At 44.3% G+C, this 13,896-nt stretch carries 9 protein-coding genes; all 9 read left to right on the plus strand.

The genetic code is table 11. From position 1 onward, the window contains the following. Nucleotides 1–196 precede the first annotated feature (196 nt). Entirely contained in the window at nt 197–1,450 is a 1,254-nt protein-coding gene (locus METVE_RS0102280) for a CmpA/NrtA family ABC transporter substrate-binding protein (protein WP_198290312.1), read from the plus strand. Nucleotides 1,451–1,596: 146 nt separating this feature from the next. Further along, the gene (gene ntrB / locus METVE_RS0102285; RefSeq protein ID WP_020166831.1) at nt 1,597–2,544 is read left to right on the plus strand and encodes a nitrate ABC transporter permease; all 948 of its coding nucleotides are present in this window, start codon (nt 1,597–1,599) and stop codon (nt 2,542–2,544) included. 11 nt (nt 2,545–2,555) lie between these two features. Continuing rightward, nucleotides 2,556–3,404, plus strand: coding sequence for an ABC transporter ATP-binding protein (locus METVE_RS0102290; protein ID WP_020166832.1), 849 nt, complete (start codon nt 2,556–2,558; stop codon nt 3,402–3,404). A 75-nt stretch (nt 3,405–3,479) separates the two neighbouring features. After that, nucleotides 3,480–4,958 carry an alginate export family protein gene (locus METVE_RS0102295; protein ID WP_020166833.1) on the plus strand — a complete coding sequence of 493 codons (1,479 nt, stop codon included), beginning with the start codon at nt 3,480–3,482 and terminating at the stop codon, nt 4,956–4,958. Between the two features lie 201 nt (nt 4,959–5,159). Then, nucleotides 5,160–7,616 carry a nitrite reductase large subunit NirB gene (nirB, locus tag METVE_RS0102300; protein ID WP_020166834.1) on the plus strand — a complete coding sequence of 819 codons (2,457 nt, stop codon included), beginning with the start codon at nt 5,160–5,162 and terminating at the stop codon, nt 7,614–7,616. Between the two features lie 101 nt (nt 7,617–7,717). Next, nucleotides 7,718–8,929 (plus strand): nitrate/nitrite transporter, encoded by a 1,212-nt coding sequence (locus METVE_RS0102305; RefSeq protein ID WP_020166835.1) that lies wholly within the window; start codon nt 7,718–7,720, stop codon nt 8,927–8,929. A gap of 102 nt (nt 8,930–9,031) precedes the next feature. Continuing rightward, nucleotides 9,032–10,726, plus strand: a complete 1,695-nt coding sequence (locus METVE_RS0102310) for a bifunctional protein-serine/threonine kinase/phosphatase (RefSeq protein ID WP_020166836.1) — start codon at nt 9,032–9,034, stop codon at nt 10,724–10,726. Between the two features lie 91 nt (nt 10,727–10,817). Continuing rightward, nucleotides 10,818–11,150, plus strand: coding sequence for a nitrite reductase small subunit NirD (gene nirD / locus METVE_RS0102315; protein ID WP_020166837.1), 333 nt, complete (start codon nt 10,818–10,820; stop codon nt 11,148–11,150). A 15-nt stretch (nt 11,151–11,165) separates the two neighbouring features. Further along, nucleotides 11,166–13,892 (plus strand): nitrate reductase, encoded by a 2,727-nt coding sequence (locus METVE_RS0102320; protein ID WP_020166838.1) that lies wholly within the window; start codon nt 11,166–11,168, stop codon nt 13,890–13,892. Nucleotides 13,893–13,896: the final 4 nt, after the last annotated feature.

Consider the following 13,896-nt stretch of genomic DNA (forward strand, 5'->3'; position numbering starts at 1 on the left):
AGTTGGCATCAATAGAAAGAAAAAGACAAAGACGTCTTAGTAGTGAGGTTTTAACCCTCATTGTTAAGGCGTCTTTTTTATTGGGTGAAACTTTTTGATGCAAAACTTTGGTTAAGGAATGAATGTGCAAAATCAAGATGAATTAAAAAATACCACAGCTGTTATTGGCACAGGTGTTGATAGCAGTGTAAGCAAAATGGACACGTTAAATACTGACCGTCGGCAGTTTTTTAAACACACCATCGCAGGTGCATTTGGAGCAGCGACCATGATGAATATCGTGCCAGCAGGCATTCAAAATATGGCGTATGCAGCGGGCAGCGATGCGCCAGAAATCACTGAAGTCAAAATCGGTTTTATTCCTTTAACCGATTGCGCACCGATTGTAGTGGCGGCTGAGATGGGTTTTGATAAGAAATACGGCATTAAGATTATTCCTGCTAAACAAGCCTCTTGGGCGGCGATTCGCGATAAAACCGTGAATGGCGAATTACACGCATCGCACGTGTTATACGGCTTGGTTTACGGCGTGCAGCTTGGCATTGGCGGACAGCAAAAAGACATGAAAGTGTTGATGAGTTTAAATAATAATGGCCAAGCCATTACCTTATCGAATCAACTAAAAGATAAAGGCGTGAAAGACGGAAAATCTCTTAAACGCGTGATGGCGAATGAAAACCGCGATTTTACTTTTGCACAGACATTTCCAACAGGCACACATGCCATGTGGCTTAACTATTGGTTGGCAGCCAACGGTATTAACCCTGTAAAAGACATCAAAAATATCGTGGTACCGCCACCGCAAATGGTCGCCAATATGCGCATTGGCAATATGGATGGTTTCTGTGTGGGCGAGCCTTGGAATGCGCGTGCGATATACGACAAGCTTGGTTTCACTGTGACGACGACACAAGATATCTGGACCGATCATCCAGAAAAAGTATTAGGTACCACGGCTGAGTTTGTGGCGAAAAATCCGAATACAACACGCGCCATGATTGCCGCCATTTTGGATGCTTGCAAATATATCGATGCATTGGAAAACCGCGCAAAAGTAGCAAAACTAATATCCGGTAAAGCGTATGTGAATACTACTGAAGAGGTGATTTCTGGTCGTTTTGTAGGTGATTACGACGATGGTAATGGCAGAAAATATAAAGACCCTAATTACATGAAGTTCTATAACGATGGCGCAGTGAATTTCCCTTATCTATCAGACGGTATGTGGTTTTTAACACAGCATAAACGCTGGGGCATGTTGAAAACTGACCCTGATTATCTGGGTGTTGCGACCAAAGTAAATGAAATCAAACTTTATTCTGAAGCAGCCAGCTTAGTTGGCGCGAGCATTCCTAAAGATGTGATGCGCAGCAGCAAACTGATGGATAACGTGGTGTGGGATGGTAAAAATCCAGCCGCCTATGCAGCGGGTTTTAAAATTAAAGCCTAACTTAAGTTAGTGGCGATTTAAGCACTTAAGTGAATGCAAATTTTAATGACCCTTGTGAGCATCACCCGAAGATTGTCAGTATCCCCTGCAATTTTCGGGTGAAGCAAACAAATGTGGCAACTATTCAATGCAAAAAGGAGCGCAACATGAGCGCAGTCAATAGTAATAAAGACTTAAACCTGCAAGACAGTTTAACGGATGTTAGCAATGAGAATGTTGCAGATAAACTCGTCGCGGCTAATGAAGATAACACTCACATGAAAATGTTAAACAGAAAAAACAAGTCAAAAACCCGTGCAGCTAAAATAAAAACCCCAGGCCAACTCAAAAGAAACGAGTTTTTTAAAATAATTATTCCACCTGCATTTGGCATTTTACTATTCTTAGCTGTTTGGACTTTAATCTCGCATTTGCAACCCGTGATGCCCGGCCCAGTCAGCACATGGCATTCTGCGGTGGAGTTATTTGCACATCCTTTCCACCAAAATAGCTTGGATGACCAAGGCATTGGCTGGAACATTCTTTCATCTTTAGAACGCGTGGCATTGGGCTTTGGCTTAGCTGCATTAGTTGGTATTCCGCTGGGCTTTATGATTGGCCGTTTTGAATTTATATCACGCATGACAGCACCCGTCATCGGTCTGCTACGCCCGGTTTCACCGCTCGCCTGGTTGCCATTGGGTTTGTTGGTGCTTAAAGCCGCTGGCCCAGCCGCAATCTGGGTGATCTTTATATCGAGTATTTGGCCAATGGTCATTAATACAGCGGTCGGTGTCAGCAAAGTGCCGCAAGACTATATGAACGTCGCCAAAGTGCTGAATTTAAGTGAATGGAAAATCATATCTAAAATCTCATTCCCTTATGTATTGCCTTACATGATGACTGGCGTGCGCCTTTCAATCGGCATCGCTTGGCTAGTGATTGTGGCGGCAGAAATGCTCAACGGCGGTGCAGGTATTGGTTTCTGGTTATGGGATGAATACAACGCCTCTAACTACGAACACATCATTATCGCGATTTTTATTGTCGGCATCGTCGGCTTGTTGCTTGAACTAGGTTTGACTGCAATCGCTAACCGTTTTAATTACGAATAAGGGATAAGCAAATGTCTAATATTTCACACGAAAAAAATCATACCGATGGCTATAAAGTGACCAAAAAAATCACTGAACGCTATGTAGAAATTGAAGATGTCGGCATGCGCTTTGTCAGCAAAAAAGGCGAATTTGAGGCATTAAAACACGTTAACTTAAGCATCACACAAGGTGAATTTATATCAATAATCGGTCACTCAGGTTGCGGAAAATCAACGGTGCTGAATTTAATCGCTGGTTTATTGCATCCCACTAGCGGCAATCTGTTTTGTGCGGGACGCGAGATTGCTGCGCCTGGTCCAGAGCGTGCGGTTGTGTTTCAAAATCATTCTTTACTACCGTGGTTGAACTGTTATGAGAACGTCTATTTAGCAGTTGAACGGGTATTTGGCAGTGAATCGAAAGTGCAACAAGAAGCGCGTACTTACGCTGCGCTAGATCTAGTTGGCTTGGGTCACGCCGTTGAAAAACGTCCGAATGAAATATCTGGTGGCATGAAGCAACGCGTAGGTATTGCCAGAGCATTGGCGATGGAACCAAAAGTGTTATTACTGGATGAGCCATTTGGCGCACTGGATGCATTAACCCGCGCAGGCTTGCAAGATGAACTGATGAAAATCATGCAGAAATCTGGCGCAACCGCGGTGATGGTGACGCACGATGTAGATGAAGCCGTATTGTTATCAGACCGAATCGTGATGATGACCAACGGCCCAAGCGCGACCATTGGTGAAATTCTCACTGTCGATTTACCGTATCCACGCAAACGTCTTGAGTTGGCTGAAGACAAGCAATACAACCATTTACGTTCTGAAGTATTGAAATTTTTATACGAACGCCACGCCAAAAAAGCGGCTTAGGCTTATTGGTAAGATTTTTTGTTCACACGACTTTTAATTACCTTAATTAATCCCTTACTTAAAAAGATAACTTCAATGAAAAAAACGCATTTATTTAAATTAAACCTATTAACGCTTAACTTATATATGGCATTCACTAGTTTTGCTGGCAGTGCCTATGCAGAGGAATCTGTAGCGGCAGAAGCCGCAGAACCGGAATATACGTTTTTAGATGCAATTAAAGATGGTAAATCACTGAGCAGTGTGCGTGCCCGCTATGAAAATGTGGATCAAGCCAATTTACAGCCTGCGCCGAATGGTACTAAAGAATTAAAAAACAGTTATGCGTATACCACTCGCACTTTATTGGGCTGGCAAACTGCGCCATATAAGAACTTTAGTTTTGCTGCTCAGATAACCGATGTACATGAGTTTAACGATGACTTTAATGACAGACGTGGCAATGAGCCAGAGCACAATAATGGCACGGCTACTTCCTCTTTATTTAAGCGCCAATATGCCAATATTGTTGACCCGGGTTTTACCGATATCAATCAACTTTATGTCGATTGGACAGGTATCAAGAACACCAAATTTCGTCTTGGACGCCAAGTAGTCAATTTAGATAATGTGCGTTTTATCGGTGATATCGCGTTCCGTCAAAATACACAAGTGTTCGATGGCGTTTCTGTGTTGAATAAAAGCATCCCCGATACTGAGCTGTTTTATAGCCATTTTTACCAAGTCAGGCAAATCAACACTGAATACCGCAACGGCAATATTGATCTGGTCAACGCAAAATATCGCATTTCGCCATCAGAATTTTTAGTGGGTTATGGCTACTTTGTTGATGTCAAAAACTTAAGTCAGAACGCAGGTAATCCAGCAGCAGCAGGTTTTGCAACACAAGGCGGCAATGGATTAGGCTCTAGTCAAGATACGCCAATTGTAGGCGGCGTGCCTTATGCCGATGCCAGCAGTAAAACCTTCGGCTTGCGTTTAGATGGCGTGCATATTTTTACACCCAACTGGAAAGGCTTGTATACAGCGGAATATGCAAAACAAGATGATTATCGTGGCGGTAATTCGGCGATTGATGCGCACTACATCAAAATAGGCGGTGGCGCTGGTTATAACACGTGGTCGATTCGTGTGGACCATGAAGTACTCTCTAGCAATGATGGCAAATATGCTTTCCAAACGCCGCTTGGCACCAACCATTTGTTTCAAGGTTGGGCTGACCATTTCTTAACCACACCAAGACAGGGCATTAAAGATACTTTTGTGACCTTATCTGGTGCAGTCGATAAATTGAAAATTTACTCTGAATATCACATATTTAAGTCAGATGAAAAGTATGAAACGCTGGGTAGCACACCTGCTAGCCGTCGCTTTGGCGATAAATACGGCACTGAGTTCGATTTAGGCCTGACCTACCCGTTTAACGATAACCTATGGGGCAAGGTGGAGTATGCCAAATTTAACGAAAGCGACGTTTACGGCACAACATTAGGCGCTGCCCCACGCAAAGCTGATAAAGAGATTGTTTGGGTAACTGCACAGTATAGTTTTTAAAGCTTGGCCACGCTGCGCACTGTTTTGGTTCATCAAAATAGTGTGCTTGCTGTTTTGGTGCATCAATTCAGACCTGCCGGCACCAGGAATTTAGCAAGCCGATGTATTTAAACGTAAAAACTTTTGTTTAGTTACAAATAATAGTGGCACATTAATTGCCAATACATGGCTATCTGTATCAACAATTTTTAAGTAGATATTATGCAAAAAATGAAATTAGTAGTAGTGGGCAACGGCATGGCAGGTATGCGCGTGGTAGAAGAGTTGCTAAAAATCGCACCACATATTTACGATATCACTGTGTTTGGTGATGAGCCCTACCCTAACTACAACCGTATCATGCTATCGCCAGTGCTGGCGAACGAGCAAACCATTAACGACATTATTTTGAATACGCGTGAATGGTATGCCGCAAACAATATCACGCTCTATACCAGTGCGCGTATCAATAAAATCGACCGTAAAAATCGCGTTGTTTATGCAGAAGATGGCACCAGTGCGGAATATGACCGCTTGCTGCTGGCTACTGGCTCAAAACCCTTTATGTTGCCGATTCCTGGCGCAGATTTAAAAGGGGTCATTGGTTATCGCGATATTAAAGATACCAACGACATGATTGACACTGCAAAGTCACACAAACACGCAGTAGTCATCGGTGGTGGATTGCTTGGGTTGGAAGCTGCAAACGGCTTAAAAATTCAAGGCATGGATGTCACTGTGATTCACCGCAATGAATGGCTGTTAGAAAAGCAGCTAGACAAAACCGCAGGCAAAATGCTGCAACAAAGCTTGGAAGCCAAAGGGCTTAAGTTTCAATTAAATCAAAATACTAAAGAACTTACAGGTGACAGTTCTGACGGAAAAACAGACCGAGTCACCACCATCCATTTTGATGATGGCACACAATTACCTGCCGATTTAGTGGTGATGGCGGTTGGTATTCGCCCTAATTTTTCACTAGCAGAATCCGCAGGCATTTATTGCAACAAAGGTATTGTGGTGAACGATACGATGCAAACTTACGATCCACGTATCTATTCAGTGGGCGAATGTGTAGCACACCGCGGTATTTCATACGGTTTGGTAGCGCCGCTCTTCGAAATGGCAAAAGTGTGTGCAACGCATTTGGCTAATTTTGGCATTGGTTCATACAAAGGCTCTGTCACCTCTACCAAATTAAAAGTAACAGGTATCGATTTATTCAGCGCGGGCGATTTTGCTAGCGGTGATGGTGTTGCTGATGATGGCAGAGAAGAAATAGTTTTGCACGACGCAGTTGGCGGGGTTTACAAAAAACTCGTCATTAAAAATGACAAAATCATTGGCAGCGTGCTTTATGGTGACACCGCAGACGGAGCTTGGTATTTCCAAATGCTACGTGATGCAAAACCGATTCATGAAATTCGCGACTCTTTAATGTTTGGGCAAGATAGTTTAGGCAACTCAGGCCATCAAGGCCAGGATAAAGCTGCTGCCATGACCAACGAAATGGAAGTTTGCGGTTGTAATGGCGTGTGCAAAGGCACTATTGTCAAAGCCATTCAAGACCAAGGCTTATTCACCATCGATGATGTAAAAAAACAAACTAAAGCGGGTTCAAGCTGCGGTTCATGTGTAGGTTTAGTTGAGCAAATTTTAGCGTCAACTTTAGGTGGCGGTTATGCGCCTCCATCCACTAGCAAAGCCATTTGTGGTTGTTCCGATAAAAACCACGAAGAAGTTCGTGCAGAAATCCGTAACAATAAATACCTGAATATTCCAGATGCGATGAAAGGCATGAATTGGCGCACACCAAATGGCTGCGCAACTTGCAGACCAGCGCTGAACTATTACTTACTTTCTACATGGCCGCATGAAGCAGTGGATGATCCGCAATCGCGCTTTATTAACGAGCGCGTGCATGCCAATATTCAAAAAGATGGTACTTACTCGGTTATTCCGCGTATGTACGGCGGTGTGACTACACCTGACCAATTACGCAAAATTGCAGATGTGGCTGATAAATACGCCGTGCCAATGGTGAAAGTCACTGGCGGCCAACGCATTGACTTGCTAGGCGTGAAAAAAGAAGACTTAGTCGACATGTGGAAAGATCTCGACATGCCGTCTGGCTATGCTTACGCCAAAGGTATTCGTACCGTTAAAACTTGCGTAGGTTCTGAATTTTGCCGTTTTGGCACGCAAAACTCTACTCAAATGGGCATTGATATCGAAAAAGCTTTTGACCATATGTGGGCACCACATAAAGTTAAATTCGCTGTTTCTGGTTGCCCAAGAAATTGTGCTGAATCTGGCATTAAAGACGTTGGTATCATCGGCGTGGATTCAGGCTGGGAAATCTATGTGGGCGGCAATGGCGGCATCAAAACCGAAGTGGCTCAATTCTTATGCAAGGTCAAAACATCAGATGAAGTGTTGGAATATTCGGGTGCCTTTATCCAAATCTATCGTGAAGAAGCACGCTATTTAGACCGGACTGTGCATTGGATTGAACGCGTTGGTTTGGAATATGTGAAACAACGCGTTCTAGAAGACAGCGAAGGCCGCAAAGCTGCTTACGAACGTTTGTTATTTGCGCTGCAAGGTGCAATTGAACCTTGGTCTGAGCGTGTACAGAAACGTGCAGAACATAAAGAGTTCGAGACGATTACCGTTTAAAACATTATTAGTTTAAACAGTTAAAAATCCTCATCACAGAAAGCGCAGTAACCATACTGCGCTTTCTGTGACTGAAAATAAATCACATTGGGAATAAACAAATGAAAAGCAGTTTTTGGAAAGCTGGCCACACACCAACCTTACTATCCTCATTTTTGTATTTTGATTTAAGTTTTATGGTGTGGGTTTTACTAGGGCCATTGGCAGTGCAAATTGCCACCGATTTGAATCTAACGCCCGCACAAAAGGGCTTGATGGTCGCCACGCCTGTACTTGCAGGGGCACTATTGCGTATCTTTATGGGTGTTTTAGTCGACCAAATTAAGCCAAAAAATGCCGGTACGATTGGGCAAATCATCGTTATTTTAAGTTTGTTAACTGCTTGGCTGCATGGTTTGCAAACGTTTCAACATACATTATTACTGGGCGTTGGTTTAGGTTTTGCTGGTGCCGCATTTGCGGTCGCTCTACCTTTAGCTAGCCGCTGGTATCCGCCAGAACACCAAGGCACAGCTTTAGGTATTGCAGGGGCAGGTAATTCTGGCACCGTATTTGCCGCCCTATTCGCACCTAGTTTGGCAGTGGCATACGGCTGGAATAGTGTATTTGGTTTAGCACTAATCCCACTGGGCATTGCCTTTGCGATCTATTTAATTTACGCAAAAGATAGCCCAGAAACGCCTAGCGCAAAATCATTAAGCCAATATATGGCGATATTAAAAGACAAAGACGCTTGGTGGTTTATGTTTTTCTACAGCGTTACTTTTGGCGGCTTTGTTGGCTTGGCTTCATCACTGACAATTTATTTTAATGATCTGTACAGCTTAGGCCCAGTGGTTGCCGGTTATTGTACGGCAGCTTGCGTGTTTGCAGGTTCATTGGTACGCCCAATCGGCGGTATGATCGCTGACCGCATCGGCGGCATTCGCACATTACTCACCATGTATTCAATTGCTGCAATCTTGTTGTTTATCATGAGTTTTGGGCAACCAACTTACCAATTAGCATTGGCTATCATTATTCCAGTAATGGCGGTATTAGGTATGGGCAACGGCGCAGTATTTCAATTAGTGCCACAACGCTTCCGCAAAGAAATCGGCGTCATGACTGGTTTAGTAGGTATGGCCGGCGGTGTAGGTGGTTTTTATTTGGCGGCAAGCTTGGGTTACGTTAAGCAAGTAACTGGCAACTACCAAATAGGTATATTGATTTTTGCAGGCCTTGCCGTATTGGCAATGATTGGTTTAAGTGGTGTAAAAACACGCTGGAGAACCACTTGGGGCAGCGCGGTTAACACCGCAGCCAAAGTATAATTTAAGCTAAATTAGCATTTAACTTAGCTATTTATTTACTTAAAGTAAAACATGTCGTTCAAAAACAAAACTCATTACTCAGTTGTATAACGCTATCACCACATGTCGCTAAAATTTGAAATAGGTCAATCTAGCCTCACAGGGCCAAGACCGCGTAATGAAGATTACGTAGGTGTGGTGACGCCGATTAATGAGCAATTGAATATCAAAGGCTCACTTATTGCGGTGGCTGATGGCGTAAGTGGTAACGCGGGCGGCGGTGAAGCGTCTGAGATGACTATTCGCAATATTTCGACTGATTACTTCGCCACGCCAGATACCTGGGAACCATCTACCGCATTAGATAAAGTGATTACCGCTGCTAATCGCTGGTTGATTTCACAAGCGAATGCCAATCGCGATCTGGCTGGAATGGCGACTACGCTATCACTGATTATTTTGCGCGGGCAGCGTTATTATCTGGCACACGTTGGCGATACGCGCATCTATTTGCTGCGTGATAATGTGTTAACCCAGCTGACTACCGACCACGTTTGGGATAGGCCAGATATGCGCCACGTGTTAAAACGCGCGGTCGGTTTGGATGCACATTTGTCTGTAGATTTGACCGAAGGCGCCCTGCATGTAGGCGATATTTTTGCCTTGATGACAGATGGCGTCTGGGAAACCTTAGGCGAAAAAGCCATTCATGAAGGCTTAAAAAAATTCGACAGCGTGCAGATGATTGCTAATCATCTCACCAAAACTGCGCTAACTCAGCAAAGCGGAGATAATTCAACTGCTGTTATCGTCAAGATTACACAACTGGGCGCAGATACTTTAAGTGAGCGCATCGCAGGTGGAAAACACTTGGCTTTGCCGCCAAAACTGGCGATTAATGATTCCATTGATGGCTTTATAGTAGAAGATATTTTGCACGAATCACGTGCAAGTTTGCTTTACAAAGTACGCCAAGTTAGCACTAAACAATTATTCGTATTAAAAACGCTACAGCCCGCGCTGACCAACGATATCGAAAGCTGCAATGGCTTGCTGAACGAAGAGTGGCTGGGCAAGCGCGTTGTATCGCAATATATCCCGCAGGTATTGACGCTATCGCTTGAGAATCGTAGCAAATTGTATTTTGTGATGAGCTGGCACGAAGGCGCAACATTGCAGCAACGGTTGGATAATGGACACTATTTTACCGTTGCAGGTACGGCCAAAATCGGTATGGATATCATGCGCGGCATTGGTGCCTTGCATCGCTTGAATATTATGCATCGCGATATTAAGCCAGCGAATATTCATCAGGCCAGTGACCAACGCCTGCGCATTTTAGACTTGGGTGTGGCATTAAGTACGGGCGCTGAGATGATTGGCGCCACACAAAATCCTGGCACACCTAGTTTTATGGCGCCAGAGTTATTTGACGGTGCAGTGGCAAACGCACAAACCGATATTTATGCCGCAGGCGCTACGCTGTATCATTTGTTGACGCGCAAATATCCTTATGGCGAAATTGAGCCGTTCCAGCATCCCAAGTTCGGCACACCTACCCCGCTCACGCGTTACCGGCCTGATATTCCGTATTGGTTAGAAAATATCATTTTAAAAGCCGTTGCGCGCGATCCGCAATTGCGATTTGAAACCGCAGAAGAAATGCTGCTTGCATTAGAACATGGCGAACTTAAGCCACTATTAGCACCAGCGCGTACACCCTTGATTGCACGCGCCAGATTAGTTAAATGGCAATGGATCGCCATTTTTTCATTTATGATCAATATATTCTTAATTTACTTACTCTTGGTTTCTTGATGAGGGACTTCTTAAAGTTGTGAGTTTTTGAGTGTTAAGTATTTTCCACGTTTTTTGCATATTTAAAGTTATTTAGTACAAAGGTTAAAACATGAGCAATTGGGTTAAAGTAGCGCCGTTTGAAGACATCCCTAAATTAGGCGCGCGCGTTGTGCGCACAAAAGATAGTGAGCAAAAAGAATTCGACATCGGCGTATTTCGTACAGAAGACGACCGCATTTTTGCGATTAACAATAGCTGTCCACATAAAGCAGGGCCTTTGTCGCAAGGCATTGTGTACGGCGATAAAGTCGCTTGCCCGTTGCATTCCTGGAAAATTAGTTTAGTAGACGGCAAAGCGGAAGAGCCAGATGTGGGCGAAACCGCCTGTTTTAATACCAAAGTGGAAGACGGTATTGTATATTTGGAATTAAAAGGCCAGTAAATAAAGACTAGTAAATTGGACACTTTAATCAAACAAACTAAAAGTACTTGTTGCTACTGCGGCGTTGGTTGCGGCGTGATTATTCACTCACTCAACGATAAGATTATTGACGTTAAAGGCGATACAGAGCATCCCGCCAATTTTGGTCGACTTTGCACTAAAGGCTCTACGCTACATTTAACCGCCAAACTGGATAATCGCCTGCTGTACCCAGAGATGCGCTTGACTCGTGAAGCCCCACGCAAGCGTGTTTCGTGGGATGTTTCGCTGGATTACTTAACCGAAAAATTTGCGCAAACCATCGAAAAACATGGGCCTGATTCGGTCGCATTTTATATCTCAGGCCAACTGTTAACCGAAGATTATTATGTGTTTAACAAGCTCGCTAAAGGCTTGATTGGCACGAATAACGTCGATACTAATTCACGTTTATGTATGAGCTCGGCTGTTGCAGGTTACAAAGCCACATTAGGCGCAGATTCACCGCCCGCGTGTTACGAAGATATCGACCATACCAATTGCCTGTTTATCGCTGGCAGCAATACCGCATTTGCGCACCCGATTATTTTCAGGCGTATTGAAGATGCCAAAACAAAGAATCCCGATCTAAAAATCATCGTGGTTGACCCACGCAAAACTGACACTGCTCGTTCAGCCGATTTGCATTTGGCTATTTTACCTGGCACCGATGTTGCCTTATTTAATGGCTTGTTGCATGTGATGTTGTGGGAAGGCTTGCTAGATATGGCCTTTATTAACGCCCACACCAATGGTTTTGATGAGCTAAAGGAAACTCTACGCGAATATACGCCTAAAATGGTGGCGGATATTTGTGGTATTAAACAGTCAGATATCATCCAAGCCGCTAAATGGTTTGGCGCTGGCCCAACATTAAGCATGTACTGCATGGGACTTAACCAAAGTATTCATGGTACAGACAAAAATGCCGCGCTGATTAATTTGCACTTAGCAACAGGCCAAATCGGCAAAAAAGGCGCAGGTCCGTTCTCTCTCACAGGTCAGCCAAACGCCATGGGTGGACGTGAAGTAGGCGGCATGGCAAACTTGATGTCTGGCCATCGCGACTTAGATAATGCCGAACACCGCGCAGAAGTCGCCAAACTGTGGGGCATTGATTCTGTGCCTGAAACTGCAGGCAAAACAGCGATTGAAATGTTTGACGCGGTAAAAGCAGGTGAAATTAAAGCCATCTGGATTGCCTGTACTAATCCGGCGCATTCCATGCCCGACTTGAATAACGTATTGACTGCATTGAATAATGCGGAATTAGTCGTCGTGCAGGACGCTTACAATAATACTGATACCTGCGCGTATGCAGATGTACTGTTGCCAGCAAGCACTTGGGGCGAAAAAGAAGGTACTGTCACCAATTCAGAGCGCCGTATCACGCGTGTAAATCCCGCCGTGCCGCCGCCAGCTGAAGCCAAGCACGACTGGGCGATTATGGTCGATTTTGCACAGCGTTTAGAAAAACGACTAGCTAAAAATACCGATTTATTTGCCTTTAATACGACTGAAGATATTTTCAACGAACACCGCGAATCCACACGCGGACGTGATTTGGATATTACGGGCTTGAGTTATGGTTTGCTCAACGAAAATGGTCCGCAACAATGGCCATTTAAAACAGGCGAATCACAAGGCTTAGCCCGACTTTATGCCGATGGCGTTTTTCAAAAACCTAACGGTAAAGCGCAGTTTTTAAACGCCGTATACAAAGGCACAACAGATAAAACCGATGCGCGTCATCCGTTGCATTTACTCACTGGTCGATTGCGCGATCAGTGGCATGGCATGAGCCGTACAGGTACAACTGCGCAGTTATTTAATCACGTAGAAGAACCAGCCATCCAGATGAATGCGGATGACATGATGCGTCGCAGTATTAAAAATGGCGATATCGTCAAAGTACAAAACAAGCGCGGCAGCATGGTTTTGCCTGCGCAAGCTTCTACCGATGTGCAGCCTTCGCAGACCTTTATCGCCATGCATTGGGGCAGGCAATTTATGCACGGTTTGGGTGTTAATGCGTTAATGCCCCCAAATTTTGATAAAACATCAAAACAGCCTGAACTGAAACATACTGCCATTAAAATTGAGAAACTAGAGCTGCCGTGGCGCATGACAGTGATGCGCGCCGTAAGTGATTTGGGCATGCTGCAAGAAATTCGTGCCTTGCTACCGCATTTTGAGTACGCAAGTTGCGGCCTATTTAGTCGCGAATCAGCCAATGGTATCGGCATGCTGATATTACGTGCAGCGCACGCAGATACGCCAATATCTGATAACCCACAAATGGACTTAATCACCCAAATCGACACGATTTTAGGCATGACAGACGAGATGCCGCTGCTTAACTACAACGATGCTAAACGTGGCATTAGCAAACGTATTTTAGTGGAGAATGACCAAGTGACCGGTGTGCGTTTGATGGGCGAAACACTAGCAGCCGATTGGTTAAAAGATGTAATGTCGAGCGGCAGATTTACAGATGAATTACGTCGCTGGGCATTGGCACCTGTCGTTACGCCGCCAACTGGACAAAAAGGTCGTGGCAAAATCGTGTGTAACTGCTTAGACGTTTCGCAAAATGAAATTATCGACAATATTGAATTAGGTGCAGATTTACTTACACTACAAGCCAAGCTCAAATGCGGAACTGAGTGCGGATCTTGCGTGCCTGAATTGAAAAAACTAGTGCAAATGCACGGTAAATTTTAAAAGT

Origin of the sequence: Methylotenera versatilis 79, from assembly GCF_000384375.1 — a bacterium.
GTDB classification, from domain to species: Bacteria; Pseudomonadota; Gammaproteobacteria; order Burkholderiales; family Methylophilaceae; genus Methylotenera_A; species Methylotenera_A versatilis_B.